Raw genomic sequence first — 17,487 nt, 5'->3', positions numbered from 1 at the left:
CCGTCAAGGGCGCTCTCTTCGTTCGCGTCGCTTCGCGATGGCCTTCGGCCACCCTTGACCGCCCGGCCCGCCCCGGAAAGACAACAGACTGCCGGGAAGCCCCCGAAGGATGGCCGGGGGACAGATGGACATATGGGCCGTCAGCGATGCAGGGGCCGTTTCCCGTCGCCCGTTCCCCATTCGGGGCCGATATGCCCCTTTTCCGGGCCCCGGCCGGGTCAAGCCGCAGCCGAGACCAATGAGATGACCATCCGGGGCGGATCGGGGCCACCAGCGCCCCAGATCGCTACGCGCTCCTCCCGGCATAGCGGCTGGCGGCCGTCCGGGGTTGCTCATAGGCGCGACAGATCGCTACACAGCCGGTCTCGGCTTGGCGTCCGCGGCCCGTCTGGGGCTGGGGTGGCCGCCATGGGTAGCAGTCATGAGGCCAGTCATGCGCCGGCGGATGGTTTGTCCCGGTTTGGCGGTCGTTGGGCGGCGAGTGGGCCTTTGACTGCGCGTGATGACGAAAAGTCTGGCATCCGGCTCCTTCCGGGCCTCTGCCCACTCTCAGATGCGCACTGAGGGCCCTGTTGAGGACCCGAGGGGGCCCGAAGGGCCCCGAAGGTTGCTTGGTTCGGCCCAGAGTGCGGTCAGTGGGCGGCCCGTGAGGGGCTTCGTTGCCCTTGCTGCCCTGGCCCCCGCTTCCCTGGCTGCTCTGCTGAAGAGCCTGTCGTCTCGTCCCCTCAACCCCGGACGGGCCGGGGACGCCATGCCGGGATCGGCTGTGTAGCGATCTGTCGCGCCTATGAGCAACCCCAGACGGGCCGCAGACGCTATGCCGGGAGGAGCGCGTAGCGATCTGGGGCGATGGTGGTCTCCCCCGGCGCCGGATGGTCATCTCATTGGTCTCGGCTGCGGCTTGACCTGGGCTGGGCTCGGAAGAGGGGCCTATCGGCCCCGGACGGGGAACGGGCGGCGGGAGACGGCCCGGGCATCGCTGATGGGCCCGTATGTCCATCTGTCCCCCCGGCCATTCCTCGGGGGCTTCCCGGCAGTCTGTTGTCTTTCCGGGGCGGGGCGGGCGGTCAAGGGTGGCCGAAGGCCATCGCGAAGCGACGCGAACGAAGAGAGCGCCCTTGACGGCCCGGCACGACACGGAAGGACAGTGGACTGACGGGACGCCCCCGAACCTCCTCCGACGCCGGGTGCGGGCATCCCGCCCCCCGAAGCCCCCGCCCCGCCTACCGCCCCCGCCCGCCGGGCCCCGCCACCGAAGCCACAAGACCCAGTAGGGTCCACCCAATGACGGCACTTTCACACCGCGGCAACGCCAAGGACCACATCGAGCAGCCCGGCCGGTACGGGGTCACCGCCACCATCGAGGCCGATCCGCACGCCATCGGGCCGGTGGAGACCTCGTACGCCCCGGACCCCGACGGCGATCCCGATCCCGGCGAGATCGTGTGGACGTGGGTTCCGTACGAGGAGAACGACGGCCGCGGCAAGGACCGGCCGGTGCTGGTCGTCGCGCGGGAGCCGGGCGGGCACACGCTGCTGGCCGTGCAGCTGTCCAGCAAGCGGCACGACAACGACCGCGAATGGGTGCCGATCGGGACCGGTCCCTGGGACAGCGCCGGGCGGGAGTCATGGGTGGACGTGGACCGGGTGCTGCGCGTGCACGAGGCGGGCATGCGGCGCGAGGCGTGCGCGCTGGACCGGGGGCGCTTCCAGCTGGTGGTGAAGAGGCTGCAGGAGCGCTACGGCTGGCAGTAGCGGATCGAAAGAACGCCCTCTCAAGCCCCCACCACCCCCACCCACTCACCCACACCACCCCACCCCCACTCACCCCTCCCCACCCCCTCCCCCGAACACCCCCTCGAACGCCTCCCGGGTCCCCGGGTTGCGGTCGAGCACCGCGAACACCACGTGCTCGAAGACCCCGCTGAAGCGCCCGGCCAGCAGTGCCCGGAAGGCCTCCGCGACCTCGGTGGGGTCGTTGCGGAACACCCCGCAGCCCCAGGCCCCGAGCACCAGACGCGAGTAGCCGTGCAGGGCGGCCGTCTCCAGGACGCGTTCCGCGCGCCGGGCGAGGGCCGCCGGGATCTCGGCGGCGCGCTCCGGCTCCTGGCGGCGGATGGTGCCCGCGTTCGGGGCCGGAGAGGTGAGGAAGCCGACGCGGAACGGCTCCTCCAGCAGCTCACCCCGGTCATCGCGGAAGACGGGCACGCCGGGCGAGTGAATCACCCGGTCGGTGTAGAAAGTGCTGCGTCCTGCGCGGTGGACCTCGTAGTACTCGGGAGCCTGCAGCAGGGTCTCGTACAGCGCCGAGGCGCGGCACAGCGCCTCCTCCTGGGCCTTGGCCCCGCGGACGTAGCCGCCCCCGGGATTTCTGGCCGAGGCGAAGTTCAGCACCGCCACCGAGGTCGGTTTCCGGCCATCGGCGGTGAGCCTACGCGCTGCGATCGTGCTGCTCTCGGCGGTGACCTCGACGGTGGTCCGCCCGGCCCCCACGGGGGTGCTTTCGTCTGGAATGACCTGGTTTGGCCCATATATCCTGGTTCCGGCCTTGGCTTCCGCCAGGGCGGCGGCGAGGGAGATGTGCCGTCCCGACCGCGTCCGGTATCCGCCGGTCGCCATGATCGTCGCGTTCTCCCGCGCGATCTCGCGCAATCTGCTGCTCACCTGGCCATCATCGGCAGCACGGATCGGTGGGGGCCAGACATTTTCCGTACAGGGGCTCGATCACGGTCTTTGAGCACCCGGCGAGGACGGGTAGGCATGGTCAAGTCATCATCGACGGCAGGAGACCCGGCCATGCCACAGGACTCATCCGCTCCGCAGGCCCCACCCGCCCCTCAAGCCCCGCCGACCCCGCCCGCCCCGGATGCCTCGCGCAGGATCACCGAGGCGGCCGCCGAGGACCTGGTCCACGGCATCTGTTTCAAGACCGGCCCGCCCCGCGTCCTGGGTGCCGAGCTCGAATGGTTCGTACTGGACGCCGAGCGGCCGGGGGCGCCCCTGGCCGCCGAGCGGTTGACCGCCGCGCACGACGCGGCCGCCGCCCTGCCGCTGTGCTCCCGGCTCAGCATCGAGCCGGGCGGGCAGCTGGAGCTCAGCTCCGCGCCCGCCTCCTCGCTCTCCGGCTGCGTGGACGGACTGCAGGCCGACCTCACCGCCGTACGGGCCGCCCTGCGCGCGCAGGGGCTGGTCCTGCGGGGGCTCGGCCAGGACCCGCGCCGGCCGCTGCGCCGGCTGCTGAGCAGCCCGCGCTACGACGCGATGGAGACCTACTTCGACCGGATCGGCCCCGCCGGGCGCGCCATGATGTGCTCCTCCGCCTCCGTGCAGGTCTGCGTGGACGCCGGGTACGAGGAGCCGGGCCCGCTCGGGTACGGGCGGCGCTGGCGGCTGGCGCACCTGCTGGGCGCCGTTCTCGTGGCCGCGTTCGCCAACTCCCCGGCCCACGAGGGCCCGTACGCCGGATGGCGGTGTGCCCGCCAGGGCATCTGGGGTGATCTCGACCGCATGCGCGCGCTGGCCCCTCCGCTGGAGGCGGTGCCCCGGGCCGGGTGGGCCCGGCAGGCGCTGGACACGGAGGTGATGTGCGTACGGTCGCCCGACGGCGGGCCGTGGCGGGTCCCCCGGGGGCTGACCTTCCGCGACTGGCTGCGCCTCGGCGACGACGGCGGCGACGGCGCCGACGGGCCGTTCTCGTCCGCGCCGGACCCCGTACGCGGGCGGGCCGGCAGCGGGCAAGTCGGCGGCGGGCGGGCCGGCCGCGGGCAGGCGGGCGGTGGCCTGCGGCCGCCGACCGTCGAGGACCTGGAGTACCACCTGACCACCCTCTTCCCGCCGGTGCGTCCACGTGGCCACCTGGAGCTGCGGATGATCGACGCGCAGCCCGGCGACGACGGCTGGCTCGTCCCGGTGGCCGTGGTGCACGCGCTGTTCGACGACCCGGAGGCCGCCGAGACGGCCTACCGCGTGGCCAAGTCGCTGGCGGACACGTACGGTTCGCAGCCCGCGCCGCGCAATCCCCTCTGGCTGTCGGCCGCCCGGCACGGCCTGGCCGATCCGGCGCTGCGTTCGGCCGCCGCCGCCTGTTTCCGGGCCGCCGCGACGGCGCTGCCCCGGCTGGGGGCGAGCAGGCACGTGCAGGACGTGGTCGGGACGTTCACCGAGCGGTTCGTCCTGCGGGGCCGCTGTCCGGCCGATGACCTCGACCGGCAGCTGACCGGAACGGGGGTACGCCCGTGACCACCTCCCTTCGTCCCGGCCGGTCGCCGCAGGACCTGCGGGAGCGGGCGCTCGCGGCGCTGACCGCGGCCCGCGCCCGTACGGCCGCGCTCACCGACGCGGTGACCGACGAGGACCTGACCGCCCAGCACTCCCCGCTGATGTCCCCGTTGGTGTGGGACCTCGCGCACATCGGGAACATGGAGGAGCTCTGGCTCCTTCGGAAGGTCGCCGGCCGCGCGTCCATGCGGCCCGAGATCGACCCGCTCTACGATGCGTTCGAGCATCCCCGCTCCGAGCGGCCGAAGCTGCCGCTGCTGGGTCCGGTGGAGGCCCGCCGGTACACCGCCGAGGTGCGCGGCCGGGTCTTCGACCTGCTGGAACGCACTCCGTTGGAGGGTACGGCGCTGCTCGACTCGGCGTTCGCGTTCGGGATGATCGCGCAGCACGAGCAGCAGCACGACGAGACGATGCTGATCACCCATCAGCTGAGGCGCGGTGCTCCGGTGCTGACCGCCCCCGATCCGGAGCCGCCGGCCGGCCCGGGGCCCGCGGTGTCCGAAGTCCTCGTGCCGGGAGGCCCGTTCACGATGGGTACCTCCGCCGAGCCGTGGTCGCTGGACAACGAGCGGCCCGCGCACACCCGGGACACCGCTGCGTTCTGGATCGACACGGTTCCGGTGACCAATGCCGCCTACCAGGCGTTCATCGCGGACGGCGGCTACCGCGACGAGCGCTGGTGGGCTCCCGAGGGCTGGGAGCAGATCCACCGGCACGGGATCGAGGCGCCGCTGTTCTGGCGCCGGGAGGCGGGCCAGTGGCTGCGCCGCCGCTTCGGGGTGACCGAGCCGGTGCCCGATGAGGAACCGGTTCTGCACGTCAGCTGGTACGAGGCCGACGCGTACGCCCGCTGGGCCGGGCGCAGGCTGCCCACGGAGGCGGAGTGGGAGAAGGCCGCCCGCTTCGATCCGGCCACCGGCCGCTCGACCCGCTACCCGTGGGGTGATGCCGACCCGACCCCGGTCCACGCCAACCTGGGCCAGCGCCATCTGCGCCCGGCTGCGGCGGGCAGCTACCCGGCCGGGGCCTCCCCGCTGGGGGTGCGGCAGCTGATCGGCGACGTGTGGGAGTGGACGGCCTCCGATTTCCTGCCGTATCCCGGCTTCCGGGCCTTCCCGTACCGCGAGTACTCCGAGGTGTTCTTCGGCCCGGAGCACAAGGTGCTGCGCGGCGGTTCGTTCGCGGTGGATCCGGTGGCCTGCCGGGGCACCTTCCGCAACTGGGACCTGCCGGTGCGCCGGCAGATCTTCTCCGGCTTCCGGACCGCGAGGGACCTCTGATGTGCCGTCACCTGGCCTACATAGGGCCTGAGGTACCGCTGGGGCGACTGCTGATCGAACCGGAGCACTCGATCGTCCGGCAGGCCTGGGAGCCTCGCCGGCAGCGGCACGGAACCGTCAACGCGGACGGCTTCGGTGTCGGCTGGTACGCCGAGGGCGATCCGGTCCCGGCCCGCTACCGGCGGCCCGGGCCGATCTGGGGGGACTTGAACTTCGCCGATCTGGTCCGGGTGGTGCGCAGTTCGGCCGCACTGGCTGCCGTACGGGATGCCACGCTGTTCACGGCGGACGGGGAGGCCGCGGCGGCCCCATTCGCGGCGGGGCCGTGGCTGTTCAGCCACAACGGAGCGGTGCGGGACTGGCCGCGGGCGGTGGCCGGGCTCGCTGCCGCGCTGCCTGCCGAGGAGTTGCTGTCGCTGACGGCGACGACGGACTCGGCGCTGATCTGGGCGCTGGTGCTGCACCGGCTGCGCCGGGGGGACGATCTCGGCACGGCGCTCGCCGAGCCCGTGCGGGAGCTCTCCGGGGCCGCGCCCGGTTCCCGGCTGAACCTGCTGCTGACCGACGGCGCGGGCATCGCGGCGACGGCCTGGGGCGATTCGCTCTGGTACCTGGTCGACGCCCCGGGCAGGCGCACGGTCGTGGCGTCGGAGCCCTACGACGACGATCCCCGCTGGTGTGAGGTGCCCGACCGGACCCTGCTGACCGCCGACCGCACACGGGTCGACCTGACCCCGCTCAAGGAGACCTTCCAGTGAGTGACTTCCAGCTGACCCGCACGCTCGACGAGCACGCCGCCGACAGGGCGCTGCGCGCCGACGTCCTGCACGGGCTGACGCACTCCCCCAAGGTGCTGCCGCCCAAGTGGTTCTACGACGCCCGCGGCAGTGAACTGTTCGAGGAGATCACCCGGTTGCCCGAGTACTACCCGACGCGGGCGGAGCGGGAGATCCTGTTGGCGCGGGCCCAGGAGATCGCCGCGGTGAGCGGGGCCCGCACCTTGGTGGAGCTGGGCTCCGGGTCCTCGGAGAAGACCCGGCACCTGATCGAGGCGATGCCCGCCCTGGACACGTACATCCCGGTGGACGTGAGCGAGAGCGCCCTGTCGGGGGCGGCGCAGACGCTGCTGGCGGAGCATCCGGGGCTGCGGGTGCACGCGCTGCTGGCGGACTTCACGAAGCCGCTGCATCTTCCGCCGAGCCCCGGGCCGCGGCTGGTGGTGTTCCTCGGGGGGACGGTCGGCAATCTCCTGCCGCCGGAGCGGGCCGTGTTCCTGGCGTCGGTCCGGGCGATGCTCTCGCCCGGGGACGCCTTGCTGATGGGGACGGACCTGGTCAAGGACGAGGACGTGCTGGTGGCGGCGTACGACGATGCGCAGGGGGTGACGGCGGAGTTCAACAAGAACGTCCTGTCGGTCATCGACCGTGAGCTGGGCGCGGATTTCCACGTCGAGGACTTCTCGCACGTCGCGGTGTGGAACCGGGAGCAGGAGTGGATCGAGATGCGTCTGCGGGCCCGGTCCGAGCTGGTGGTGAAGGTCCGGGCCCTGGATCTGCTGGTGCCGTTCGCGGCGGGTGAGGAGATCCTGACGGAGGTGTCCGCGAAGTTCCGTCAGGAGGGCGTGCGCAGGGAGCTGTCGGCCGCCGGGCTGGAGTTGACCCACTGGTGGACGGATGCGGCGGGCCGTTTCGCCGTGTCGCTGTCGGTGGCCGACGGCGCGGAGCCGGCGGCGGGTTCGGGGAGGGGGCCGGAGGCGGAGACGGCCGCCTGAGCCGCGGCCGCGAGTTCCCGCCGGTCCGGGTGGCGGCCCGGCGGGATCCGCGGCAGCAGCCGTACTTCGGCGCGTACGCCGCGGGCGCGGGCGATGCGCCACAGGGAGGCGGTCAGCGGGTCGTCCCCGACGAAGGAGACGGCCCCGGCGGTGCTCCCGTCCGCCAGCCGGTAGGTGAGCCGTGCCGGCTGTACGGGGACCCGGGCGTCCAGGGCGCTCTGGAACGCGGCCCGCCGGAAGGTTCCGCGGGTCCGGCCGCACCAGGTGCTGCCCTCGGGGAAGACGGTGACCCGGTCGCCGTCGCGCAGGGCTCCGGTGATCGTCTGGACGGTGGCGGGCAGGGCGCGGATCCGGTCGCGGTCGATGAACAGGGTGCCGGCCCGGGCGGCGAGGCGGCCGAGGACGGGCCAGGACCGGATGTCGTTCTTGGCGAGCATGCGGGAGGGCAGGACGGCGGCGAGGACCGGGATGTCCAGCCAGGAGATGTGGTTGGCGACGACGAGGCGTCCGCCGTCCGGGCCCGGGCTGCCGTGGACGGCGATCCGTATGCCGAAGGCCCGTACCAGGGCGGCTGACCAGGCCCGTATCACCGTGTGGCGCGGGCCGGGGGGCAGCAGCCGGACGGGCGGGGCGCCCAGGATCCCGAGCAGGACCAGGGCGATGGCGGCGCCGAGCCGGAGCACCGCGTGCGGGACGCTCGTGGTGCGTCCCTCGTGGCCGGCGCAGGCCGCGGGGGTGCAGGACGAGGTGGGCAGCCAGACGCTCATGCGGCCGGGACGAGCGAGAGGAAGTGCTTGAGGTAGCGCGGGTTGGTGCGCCGCAGGGAGAGCAGGACGTACAGGTCGGCGCAGCCGAACTCGGCGTCGAGCGCGGCCTCGCCGCAGATCCAGGCGCCCAGGCGCAGGTAGCCGCGCAGCAGCGGGGGCAGTTCCGTGCGGTCGGGGACGGGGATGCCCTCGGGGTTCCAGGGGAGGTGCGGGGTGACCCGGTACTCCTCGGGGGCCAGGTTGCGGGTCAGGACGTTGGCGCGGGTGGCGGCGGCCAGCACCCCGCCGTCGGCGAGCGGGATCGAGCAGCAGCCGGCGAGCCAGTTGTGCCCGGAGCGGTCCATGTAGCGGGCGAGGCCGGCCCAGATCAGGGCGATGACGGCGCCGTTGCGGTGGTCGGGGTGGACGCAGGAGCGGCCGACCTCGACCAGGTCGGGGCGGATGGGGTCCAGGGCGGAGAGGTCGAACTCGCCCTCGGAGTAGAGGCGTCCCGCGACGGCGGCGCGCTCGGGGGGCAGCAGCCGGTAGGTGCCGACGACCTGCTCGCTCTCCCCGTCGATGACGAGGAGGTGGTCGCAGTAGGCGTCGAAGGCGTCGGCGTCGAGGCCCGGCTCGGGGCCGCCGAGGCGGGCGCCGAGTTCGCCGGCGAAGACCTGGTGGCGCAGCCGCTGGGCGGCGCGCACCTCGTCCTCGTCGCGGGCGAGGCGTACGGCGTAGCGGGGTGCGGTGGGGGCGGCGGGCGCGGGGGTGGGCGTGGGGGTGGGGGTGGCGATCGGGGGAAGGACGGACGGGGACAGGGGGGCGATGGTCATGGCTGCTCCTGGTCCGGGCTCGAAGGGCCGGGCCTCGCGGTGCGGTGGCCCGGCTCCTCTACTTCTTCCGTGACCGACTGGATTCGACATGACCGCTCAGCGGCCCCCGGATGTGCGGACGCTGAACTCAGCGGTCGGAGCCGAGAACCCTGCTGATCGTGTCCGAGGCGGCCCGGGCGGCCTGCCGGGGGTCCTGACCGGTGAGGACGGCCGTCATGTACGGCTTGATCGGGTTCTTCGCCTCGACCTCGGCCCAGCGCGCGGACTTGGGGGTGGCCCGGCCCTGGGCGGCGCCCGGGGCCATGGCGGCGGCGCCCTCGTTGCCGTCGACGAGGTGGGCGAAGGTGGTCTTGTTCGGTACGTAGCTCATGGTGCGGGCGAGCTCGGTCTGCCACTTCTCGCTGACCAGGGCCGTGATCACGTCGACGGCCCGGTCCCGGTGGGCCGTGCGTGCGGGGATGATCAGGTCGGAGCCGCCCGTGAAGACGGCGCCGGGCTTCTCGGAGGACTTGCCGGGGATCGGGAAGAAGCCGAGCTTTCCCTTGAGTGCGGGATTGGCGGCCTCGATGGCCGCGGCCTGGCCGGGCGGGGCGATGATCTGGGCGACCCGGCCTCCGGCGAACACCTCGGACTGCGGGGGCGTCTCCTCGTCGGCGTCCTTGGGTCCGTCGCCGAGGGCCTGGAGCTGCTTGTAGAACTCCATGCCGGCCAGGGCCTTCTCGTCGTCGAGGGTGCCGACCCACTGGCCGCTGGTCTCGACGGCGAGGTCTCCGCCCTCGTCCCAGACGAAGCCGGACAGGACGTACCAGTTCTGTCCGGGGAGGTAGATGCCCTGCTGTTCGCCCTTGTCGAGTCTCTGGGTGGCCTGGATCCACTCCTGGCGGTTCCTCGGCGGGGTCTTGATCCCGGCGTTCGCGAAGAGGTCCTTGTGGTAGATCACCACGCGGTTGGCGGCGTACCAGGGGATGCCGTACTGGGCCCCGTCGATGCTTCCGGGGTCCGCGAGGCCCCTCAGCCAGTCCGTGCTGCCCCAGTCGCGCAGGCATTCCAGGGTGAGTTCGGACAGGCCGCCGTTCGCGATGTACCGGGCGACCTGGGTGTTGCCGACCTCGATGACGTCGGCGCCCTCCTTGGCCTTCCCGGCGAGCACGGCGTCGACCTTCTCTCCGATGCCCGTCCATTCCTGGATCCTGACGTCCAGGTCGGTGCCGGGGTGCTCCTTCTCGAAGGAGCTGGTGAACTTCGTGATGAAGTCCTGCGAGGCGCTGCCCTTCATGAGCCAGAGTGTCACCTTCTGCGTGCCTCCCGCCGGTTCGGCCGGCCGGCCGCAGCCGGTGAGGGCGGTCGCGGCCACGAGGGCGGTGGACACGGCGAGGAAGCGCATCTTCACGGAGTCACCTTCTGGGGAGCGATCTCAGATGGCTTGAAATTGGCATAGACCAATGGGCCGGTCAAGGGTATTTGCCCCGGGACTGTTCACCTAAAGTTCGCGGAGGGGGAGGTACTGGGGCACCGTGGAACACGGCAGATCCACCACTCTCGGGAGAGCCCCATGTCCAATCACACCTACCGGGTGACCGAAATCGTCGGCACGTCGCAGGACGGAATCGACCAGGCCGTCCGCAACGGCATCGCCCGGGCCGGCCAGACCCTGCGCAACCTCGACTGGTTCGAGGTCACGCAGGTACGCGGGCACATCGAGAACGGGGAGATCGCCCACTACCAGGTGGGCCTCAAGGTGGGCTTCCGCCTGGACGACGGGGAGTAGGGCACTGGGGCCCTGCGGGACCCTCAGGTACGGCCCTCGCCCTCCTGGGCGGCCTTGAGCTCCGGCGCATCGGCCGCCCAGTTCGCCAGGACCACCGGAAAGCCGGCGGCGCGTGCCGCCTGGCAGACCAGCTCGTCGTCGTCCACGAACACCTGCACCTCCCGGCCCCGGGCGATCCGCTGCAGCGTCTCCAGCTTGGTCGTCCGGGCCGGCCGCCGGTCCTGGTTGCCGCGCATCCACACCCGCCCCTCGGGCAGCCCGTACCGGGCCAGCCACTCCAGGGTGTCGGCCCGGCAGCGCTCAGGGCGGCCGGTCAGGTAGACCACCTCGCAGTCGGCCGCCCGCTCCAGCGCGAGCGCCACTCCGCGCGCCAGCGGCGGGTCCGCCGGGGCCGCGCCGAAGAAGCCGTCCCAGTCCCGGGGGCGCTGTTCCAGGAAGTGCTGGCGGTGGCCGGTGTCGGCGAGGGTGTTGTCGATGTCGAACACGGCCAGCGGCCGACGGGATGTGGTGTCACTCATACGGGTCAGCGTAGTTACTCCGGATTCCCGGGAAATCCTCGACGCCCCGCAGCGTTGAGGACGGTGTGATCCCTGGAATCCGCACCGTCTCCGTCCTCGACCGCTCCCGGACCCGCGAGGGCCAGCCCGCCGCGCAGGCGCTGCGCGACACGGTGGAGCTGGCCCGCGCCGCGGAACGGCTCGGGTACCACCGCTTCTGGGTGTCGGAGCACCACAGCGTCCCCGGGGTGGCGGGCTCGGCACCGACCGTGCTGGCCGCCGCCGTCGCCGGTGCCACCTCCCGGATCCGGGTCGGCACGGGCGGGGTGATGCTGCCCAACCATCAGCCGCTGGTGGTGGCGGAGCAGTTCGGGGTCCTGGAGTCCCTCTTCCCCGGCCGGATCGACATGGGCCTCGGCCGCTCCGTCGGTTTCACCGGCGGGATCCGGCGGGCGCTGGGCCGGGACACCGAGGACGCCGACCGCTTCGAGGAGCAGCTGACCGAACTGCTCGGCTGGGTGGACGGAACCCAGCAGGCGCACCCGCAGGTGCACGCCCGCCCGGCGGAGGGGCTGCGGATCCCGGCGTTCGTGCTGGCCACCGGTGAGGGGGCCGGTATCGCGGCCCGGGCCGGGCTGCCGCTGGTGGTGGGCGATCTGCGGTCCCGGGACCGGGTGGCGGACATCGTCGAGCGGTACCGCAAGGAGTTCCGGCCCTCGTCGCGGGGTGCGCAGCCGTACGTCATCGTCTCGGGGACGGTCGCGGTCGCCGCCACCGCGCAGGAGGCCCGGCGGATCCTGGTGCCGGAGGCGTGGGCCCTCGCGTACTCCCGCACCCTGGGCAGCTTCCCGCCGCTGCGCCCGGCGCAGGAGGTGGAGGCCCTGGAGATGACCCCGAAGCAGCGGGAGCTGTACGAGGGCGCCCTCGGCGGGCACGTCCACGGCACCGAGGAGCAGGTCGCGGCGGAACTGGCCGGGGTGGCGGAGCTGACCGGCGCGGACGAGCTGCTGGTCACCACCTCCACGTACGACAGGACGGCCCTGCTGGACTCCCTCACCCGGCTGGCCCGCCTCTGCGGCCTTGCCGGTACGGCCTGAGGGCCCGGCGCAGCCCGGTCAGCCGTCCTCGCGCAGCTGCCGGAGCCCGTCCTTGCCGGCCGACTTCGTGCGGACGAGGGCAGCCGCGAGCCTCGGCAGCTCGGCGCCCTCGACGAGGCCGGCGAGTTCCCCGGCCGTGCGGGGCAGGCCGAGCAGGCCCGCGGCCTCCCTGGCGCGCCGGTCGAAGGCCGGGCGCAGCTCGGGCCACAGCCCCTGCGCCTCGCGGCAGAAGATGTCCGCGCCGACCGGGCCGATCCGCGGGAACTCCCGCAGCAGCTCGCGCACCCGGCGCGGGTCCCCGCCGGCCTCCTTCCGCAGCCGCCGCAGGTCACCGCCGTAGCGTTCGCCGAGCAGCTCCGCGCCCTCCCCGAGGGCCGTGGAGGTGCTTTCGTCGTACCGCCGGTAGTGGGCCCGCCCCAGGGCGTCCACCCGCTCCTGCCAGGAGGCCCGGGCCATGTCGCGGGGGGTGCGCAGGCCCGCCGCGAACAGTTCCCGGGCGGCGGCCACGGCGATGTCGGCCCGGATCCGGGTCGAGCAGAGCAGGCACAGGACCAGCAGCTGGTAGAGCGGCGCGGGCGTGTCGCGCAGCCGGATGCCGGCCTCCTGCGCGTGCGTCTCGCCGTACCGGTCCAGGAGGCGTTCGATCAGCGGCTCGGCCATGGCCGGCTCCTTCCTCCCCGCGGTGCGGCTGCCCGGCGGGCGCCGGTTCATGCGGGCGGGCCGCGGCGACGGGCGCCGGTTCGGGCGGGCGGGCGCGGCCGTCGAACACCCGCGCACGTAAACTGGGGCGAATGCACCACTCCACCGAGCCGCCGGCCACGGCCGCGACCGCCGCCCTCGACCCCTTCGTCCGCGTGCGCGGCGCCCGGGAGAACAACCTGCGGGGCGTCGACGTGGACATCCCCCGCGACGCCCTGACCGTGTTCAGCGGCGTTTCCGGCTCCGGCAAGAGCTCGCTGGCCTTCGGCACGCTGTACGCGGAGGCCCAGCGCCGGTACTTCGAGTCGGTGGCCCCGTACGCCCGCCGCCTGATCCACCAGATCGGCGCACCGAAGGTGGACTCCGTCACGGGGCTGCCGCCCGCCGTCTCGCTGGAACAGCGTCGTTCCTCGCCCGGTTCGCGGTCCTCGGTCGGCACGGTGACCCTGCTGTCCAACTCGCTGCGCATGCTGTACTCCCGGGCCGGGACCCATCCCCCGGGGGCCGAGCGGCTCGACTCCGACGCCTTCTCCCCCAACACCGCCGCCGGCGCCTGCCCGTCCTGCCACGGGCTCGGCCGGATCCACCGCACCAGCGAGGAACTCCTCGTGCCGGACCCGCGGCTGTCGATCCGCCAGGGCGCCATCGCCGCCTGGCCCGGCGCCTGGCAGGGCAAGAACCTCCGGGACATCCTGGACGCCCTCGGCTACGACGTGGACGCGCCGTGGCAGGAGCTGGCGCCGAAGGACCGCGCGTGGATCCTGTTCACCGAGGAGCAGCCGGTGGTCACCGTGCACCCGGTGCGGGAGGCCGACCGGATCCAACGGCCGTACCAGGGCACGTACACGAGCGCCCACCGCTACGTCATGCGAACCTTCTCCGACAGCAAGAGCGCCACCCTGCGGGCCCGCGCCGAGCGGTTCCTCACCGACTCCCCCTGCCCGGCGTGCGGGGGCCGGCGGCTGCGGCCGGAGGCGCTGGCCGTGACCTTCGCCGGGCGCACCATCGCGGAGCTGGCGGCGCTGCCGCTGACGGAGCTGGACACCGTACTGGCCGAAGCGGCTCCGGCCGGTGAGGCGGCCCGGGTCCTCGCCGAGGACCTGCGCGCGCGGATCGGGCCCGTCGTGGAGCTGGGGCTCGGCTACCTGAGCCTGGACCGCGGCGCACCGACCCTGTCGGCGGGCGAGCTGCAGCGGCTGCGGCTGGCCACCCAGCTGCGGTCGGGGCTGTTCGGGGTGGTGTACGTGCTGGACGAGCCGTCGGCGGGGCTGCATCCGGCCGACACCGAGGCGCTGCTGACGGTACTGGACCGGCTCAAGGCGGCCGGGAACACGGTGTTCGTGGTGGAGCACGACCTGGACGTCGTACGGCACGCGGACTGGCTGGTGGACGTCGGGCCCCTGGCCGGGGAGCACGGCGGGCAGGTGCTGCACAGCGGGCCGCCGGGCGAGCTGGGCGGCGTACGGGAGTCGGCGACGGCGAGGCACCTGTTCGGCGTCCCCGGGGCGGCCGGTCCGCGGCGGGTCCGGCGGCCGACGGGGTCCGTCCGGATCAGCGGCGCCGAACTGCACAACCTGCGGGGCGTGGACGCGGACTTCCCGCTCGGGGTGTTCACGGCGGTGACCGGGGTGTCCGGGTCCGGCAAGTCGACGCTGGTGGGCCGGGTGCTCGCCCGTGAGGTCGGGGAGCGGCTCGCGGACGCACGGTTCCCGGTACGGCGGCTGGTGGAGGTGGACCAGAAGCCGATCGGCCGGACCCCGCGGTCCAACCTGGCCACCTACACCGGGCTGTTCGACGTGGTGCGCAGGCTGTTCACGGCGGCCCCGCAGGCGCGGGCCCGCGGCTGGAAGGCGGGCCGGTTCTCGTTCAACGTGGCGGGCGGCCGCTGCGAGACCTGCCAGGGCGAGGGCTTCGTCTCGGTGGAACTGCTGTTCCTGCCGAGTACGTACGCTCCGTGCCCTGACTGCGGGGGCGCCCGGTACGACCCCGAGACGCTGGAGGTCCGGTACGAGGGGCTGAACATCGCGGAGGTGCTGTCGTTGACGGTGGAGTCCGCCCTCCCCTTCTTCGCGGAGGTCCCCGCGGCGGTGCGCAGCCTGCGGGCCTTGGAGGACATCGGGCTGGGCTACCTGCGGCTCGGGCAGCCCGCGACGGAGCTGTCGGGTGGCGAGGCGCAGCGGATCAAGCTCGCGACGGAGCTGCAGAGGCTGCGCCGCGACCACACCCTGTACCTGCTGGACGAGCCGACGACGGGGCTGCATCCGGCCGATGTGCGGGTGCTGTTGCGGCAGTTGCACGGGCTGGTGGACGCCGGGCACTCGGTGGTGGTCGTCGAGCACGACATGGAGGTGGTGGCCGGCGCGGACTGGGTCGTGGACCTGGGCCCGGGCGGCGGGGCGGAGGGCGGCCGGGTCGTCGCCTCGGGTCCGCCCGAGCGGGTGGCCCGTTCGGCGGTGAGCCGCACGGCGCCCTACCTCGCCCGGGCCCTGGCGGGCGGCGCCGGGTAGGAGCGGTCGGCTGCGGGGAGCAGGCTGAAGGCGGCGATGCTCGCGGCCCACAGGACGGCCAGTGCGCCCAGCACGAGCAGCAGCCACGGCCAGCGGCCCCGGACCTGTTCCAGCTCCCAGGCCCGGATCCGGACCTGGCAGTGCGCGTTCGCCGCCTGGTAGGTCATGCCGCACAGCGGCTCGGGTTCCGCCGCGGCGGCGACGGCGGTCTCGACCCGGCCCGCGGGGGCGGGCGGGGCGAGCTCGGGGTGGGAGTCCAGCCAGGTGGTGAAGGTGTCGCGCATGGCGGCGTGGCCGCGTTCGTTCGGGTGGAGGCTGTTGTGGAGCCACTTGGCGGGGCTGAAGCGCTGCGCGGCGAGCCCGTTGACCGTCTCGATGTCCACGAAGTTGATTCCGGCGGCTCCTTTCCTGCGCTCGCACAGCTGGAGCCGGTGCGTCGCGAGGCTGTCCTTCATCTCCGGCATGTAGGTGATGCCCGCTTGGCCGGCGGCCTCGCGCATGGTGGTGTCGAGCTGCTCCACGAACGTGCGGATGAAGTCGCGTTCGCCCTCCGTCAAGGCCACTCCGGTGCAGCGGGCGGCCGCGGCGATCGGCTGCGGGTACGGCACGGCCACGATGGGCACGTCGGCGGGCAGGACCTTGCGCAGTGACCGGTAGGTCGCGACGAGGTCCCGGCGGACCTTCGGCAGGTTGTCCACGAACGCGGGCTTCTGGGTCCGGCAGTCGCCGGGTGCGAGGCACGCCTCTCCGAGGATGGCGAAGCCGGCGTCGTTGCCGCCGACGGTGACGATGACGAGGGCCGGGTGGAACGGTGGCGGCTGCCGCGTCAGTTGGTCGATCTGGGTGCCCGGCTCGCCGGGCTGCGCCCGGGAGGGGCCGGGTGCCGAGGCCGGGTTGAGGTTGTAGGTCCGGGCGCCGGAGCACGCGAGGAACACCGTGCGGTCGAAGTGCCGGCCGGTGGTGAGTCCCACCGCGTAGGCGGAGGGTGAGCGCCGGCATTCGTCGCGGCCGCCGTCGTCGGTTCCCTGGAAGTAGCTGCTCGCCCCTTCACCCGACATGTAGGAGTCGCCGAGCGCCACGAGGACCCGCTGGCCGCCGGCGGCGCCGGGCGGCAGGGGCTGTTCCGGGGGCGCCGCCGCGAGCAGGCACAGTGCCGCGAGCACGAGGGCGACGTCGGCGTGCGTGTTGGAGACGATGGCCGGCAGCAGGATCAGAGCCGCCGCGACGAGGACGGCGGCCAGCACCCAGTCCCGGTGCACGAGCCATCCGCAGGACAGGGCGACTGCGGCGATCACGACGAGGCCCAGGATCCCGGCGGTGCCCGCGCCGGCCCCGGGTCCCGCGGCGGAGCGCCGGCTGCGCAGTCGGCGTACGCCCCATTCGGACAGGAGGTTGAGGCCCAGGGGGAGGAACACGAACAGCGCCACGCCGAGGGCGATGAGCAGGCCGAGGTAGAAACCGCCCTTCGCCCCGGGCAGCAGGAGGCCGGCGAGGACCGCCGTCAGCGCGGTCACCGCGAGCAGGGCCGCGCCCCACGGCAGCAGGGCCTTGCTCGGGCGGCCGGGTCCGGCTCCCCGCCATGCTTCGACGAACCAGCCAAGGCCCAGCAGCAGCAGAACGGACCCGACGAGCGGCAGGGCGTCCCCCTCCGCCCCCGCCAGGTGGACGAGGAGGACGGCGACCCCGGCCGTGCTCAGCAGGGCGGCCGCCCGGATCAGCCAGCGCGGGGTCCGCGCGCCGGGGCCCCGCTCGTGTCCGAACCCCAGCTGTCGACCGACGAAGACGGCACTGCAGAGGCCGAAGAGTCCCAGCGCCAGGTACAGCTCGGGCAGCGGCACTCCGCGGCTGGACTCCACGACGAGGAACACGGCACCCGCGACGAACAGCATCCGCGGCCCCCACCACAGCAGGGCGCCGCGCAGGTCCCGCCGGCCGGCTCGTGCCGCTGGCCCGCCACCGGGGAGGCCTTCGTCACCGTGCATGTCCTGCACCCTTCTGCCGTGGGTACGGC

Annotated in this window: 15 protein-coding genes and 1 pseudogene; 9 read left to right on the top strand and 7 right to left on the bottom strand. The window is 73.5% G+C overall.

Features of this window, described 5'->3' with window-relative positions; all coding sequences use genetic code 11:
- Positions 1-1,284: 1,284 nt before the first annotated feature.
- Complete coding sequence (locus ABZ128_RS17290) at positions 1,285-1,755, top strand: type II toxin-antitoxin system PemK/MazF family toxin (RefSeq protein ID WP_356849203.1); 471 nt, start codon at positions 1,285-1,287, stop codon at positions 1,753-1,755.
- A gap of 69 nt (positions 1,756-1,824) precedes the next feature.
- On the opposite strand, the gene ABZ128_RS17285 is transcribed toward ABZ128_RS17290, so the two are convergent.
- Positions 1,825-2,664, bottom strand: coding sequence for a TIGR02452 family protein (locus tag ABZ128_RS17285; protein ID WP_356849202.1), 840 nt, complete (start codon positions 2,662-2,664; stop codon positions 1,825-1,827).
- 132 nt (positions 2,665-2,796) lie between these two features.
- On the opposite strand from ABZ128_RS17285, the gene ABZ128_RS17280 reads away from it, so the two are divergent.
- Genes ABZ128_RS17280 through egtD form a run of 4 tightly spaced genes read left to right on the top strand, consistent with a single transcriptional unit; the run spans position 2,797 to position 7,329 of the window.
- A complete protein-coding gene (locus ABZ128_RS17280; protein WP_356849200.1) occupies positions 2,797-4,239 on the top strand; it encodes a glutamate-cysteine ligase family protein in 1,443 nt (480 codons plus the stop codon).
- Positions 4,236-5,558: an ergothioneine biosynthesis protein EgtB gene (gene egtB / locus ABZ128_RS17275; RefSeq protein WP_356849199.1), complete on the top strand. Its 1,323-nt coding sequence runs from the start codon at positions 4,236-4,238 to the stop codon at positions 5,556-5,558. The genes ABZ128_RS17280 and egtB overlap by 4 nt, the downstream gene beginning before the upstream one ends.
- Entirely contained in the window at positions 5,558-6,316 is a 759-nt protein-coding gene (egtC, locus tag ABZ128_RS17270; protein WP_356849198.1) for an ergothioneine biosynthesis protein EgtC, read from the top strand. The genes egtB and egtC overlap by 1 nt, the downstream gene beginning before the upstream one ends.
- The gene (egtD, locus tag ABZ128_RS17265; RefSeq protein WP_356849196.1) at positions 6,313-7,329 is read left to right on the top strand and encodes an L-histidine N(alpha)-methyltransferase; all 1,017 of its coding nucleotides are present in this window, start codon (positions 6,313-6,315) and stop codon (positions 7,327-7,329) included. The genes egtC and egtD overlap by 4 nt, the downstream gene beginning before the upstream one ends.
- A 191-nt stretch (positions 7,330-7,520) precedes the next feature.
- On the opposite strand, the pseudogene ABZ128_RS17260 reads toward egtD, so the two are convergent.
- The 3 genes and pseudogenes from ABZ128_RS17260 to ABZ128_RS17250 all read right to left on the bottom strand — a co-directional run.
- Positions 7,521-8,096: pseudogene (locus tag ABZ128_RS17260) on the bottom strand (lysophospholipid acyltransferase family protein); the annotation flags it as partial.
- Complete coding sequence (locus ABZ128_RS17255) at positions 8,093-8,908, bottom strand: GNAT family N-acyltransferase (protein ID WP_356849195.1); 816 nt, start codon at positions 8,906-8,908, stop codon at positions 8,093-8,095. The pseudogene ABZ128_RS17260 and the gene ABZ128_RS17255, both read right to left, overlap by 4 nt.
- Before the next feature lie 127 nt (positions 8,909-9,035).
- A complete protein-coding gene (locus ABZ128_RS17250) occupies positions 9,036-10,298 on the bottom strand; it encodes an extracellular solute-binding protein (protein ID WP_356849194.1) in 1,263 nt (420 codons plus the stop codon).
- A gap of 162 nt (positions 10,299-10,460) precedes the next feature.
- Here ABZ128_RS17250 and ABZ128_RS17245 point away from each other — a divergent pair, with 162 nt between their 5' ends.
- Positions 10,461-10,676, top strand: coding sequence for a dodecin (locus tag ABZ128_RS17245; protein WP_356849193.1), 216 nt, complete (start codon positions 10,461-10,463; stop codon positions 10,674-10,676).
- 23 nt (positions 10,677-10,699) lie between these two features.
- Here ABZ128_RS17245 and ABZ128_RS17240 read toward each other — a convergent pair whose 3' ends face one another.
- Positions 10,700-11,194 carry a hypothetical protein gene (locus tag ABZ128_RS17240; RefSeq protein ID WP_356849191.1) on the bottom strand — a complete coding sequence of 165 codons (495 nt, stop codon included), beginning with the start codon at positions 11,192-11,194 and terminating at the stop codon, positions 10,700-10,702.
- Between the two features lie 65 nt (positions 11,195-11,259).
- On the opposite strand from ABZ128_RS17240, the gene ABZ128_RS17235 reads away from it, so the two are divergent.
- Positions 11,260-12,270, top strand: coding sequence for an LLM class flavin-dependent oxidoreductase (locus tag ABZ128_RS17235; RefSeq protein WP_356849189.1), 1,011 nt, complete (start codon positions 11,260-11,262; stop codon positions 12,268-12,270).
- Positions 12,271-12,288: 18 nt separating this feature from the next.
- Here ABZ128_RS17235 and ABZ128_RS17230 read toward each other — a convergent pair whose 3' ends face one another.
- On the bottom strand, positions 12,289-12,930 hold the full coding sequence (locus ABZ128_RS17230; protein ID WP_356849188.1) for an endonuclease: 642 nt from the start codon (positions 12,928-12,930) through the stop codon (positions 12,289-12,291).
- Here ABZ128_RS17230 and ABZ128_RS17225 point away from each other — a divergent pair.
- Together ABZ128_RS17225 and ABZ128_RS17220 are read left to right on the top strand one after the other, a co-directional pair.
- A complete protein-coding gene (locus tag ABZ128_RS17225; protein WP_356849187.1) occupies positions 12,929-13,051 on the top strand; it encodes a hypothetical protein in 123 nt (40 codons plus the stop codon). The genes ABZ128_RS17230 and ABZ128_RS17225 overlap by 2 nt on opposite strands.
- Positions 13,052-13,061: 10 nt before the next feature.
- The gene (locus ABZ128_RS17220; protein ID WP_356849185.1) at positions 13,062-15,476 is read left to right on the top strand and encodes an excinuclease ABC subunit UvrA; all 2,415 of its coding nucleotides are present in this window, start codon (positions 13,062-13,064) and stop codon (positions 15,474-15,476) included.
- Here the strand turns inward: ABZ128_RS17220 and ABZ128_RS17215 are convergent.
- Complete coding sequence (locus ABZ128_RS17215; protein WP_356849184.1) at positions 15,440-17,458, bottom strand: SGNH/GDSL hydrolase family protein; 2,019 nt, start codon at positions 17,456-17,458, stop codon at positions 15,440-15,442. The genes ABZ128_RS17220 and ABZ128_RS17215 overlap by 37 nt on opposite strands.
- Positions 17,459-17,487 lie beyond the last annotated feature (29 nt).

The organism is Streptomyces sp. NPDC006326, from assembly GCF_040612915.1.
GTDB lineage: Bacteria > Actinomycetota > Actinomycetes > Streptomycetales > Streptomycetaceae > Streptomyces.
Note: the sequence above shows the minus strand (reverse complement) of the source record. Positions and strands in the feature narration are given on the sequence as shown.

Coding starts and splice junctions, on each gene's coding strand:
- ABZ128_RS17290 (WP_356849203.1), top strand. CDS start 1,285: ATGACGGCACTTTCACACCGCGGCAACGCCAAGGACCACATCGAGCAG.
- ABZ128_RS17280 (WP_356849200.1), top strand. CDS start 2,797: ATGCCACAGGACTCATCCGCTCCGCAGGCCCCACCCGCCCCTCAAGCC.
- egtC (WP_356849198.1), top strand. CDS start 5,558: ATGTGCCGTCACCTGGCCTACATAGGGCCTGAGGTACCGCTGGGGCGA.
- ABZ128_RS17255 (WP_356849195.1), bottom strand. CDS start 8,908: ATGACCATCGCCCCCCTGTCCCCGTCCGTCCTTCCCCCGATCGCCACC.
- ABZ128_RS17245 (WP_356849193.1), top strand. CDS start 10,461: ATGTCCAATCACACCTACCGGGTGACCGAAATCGTCGGCACGTCGCAG.
- ABZ128_RS17240 (WP_356849191.1), bottom strand. CDS start 11,194: ATGAGTGACACCACATCCCGTCGGCCGCTGGCCGTGTTCGACATCGAC.
- ABZ128_RS17225 (WP_356849187.1), top strand. CDS start 12,929: ATGGCCGGCTCCTTCCTCCCCGCGGTGCGGCTGCCCGGCGGGCGCCGG.
- ABZ128_RS17230 (WP_356849188.1), bottom strand. CDS start 12,930: ATGGCCGAGCCGCTGATCGAACGCCTCCTGGACCGGTACGGCGAGACG.
- ABZ128_RS17220 (WP_356849185.1), top strand. CDS start 13,062: ATGCACCACTCCACCGAGCCGCCGGCCACGGCCGCGACCGCCGCCCTC.
- ABZ128_RS17215 (WP_356849184.1), bottom strand. CDS start 17,458: ATGCACGGTGACGAAGGCCTCCCCGGTGGCGGGCCAGCGGCACGAGCC.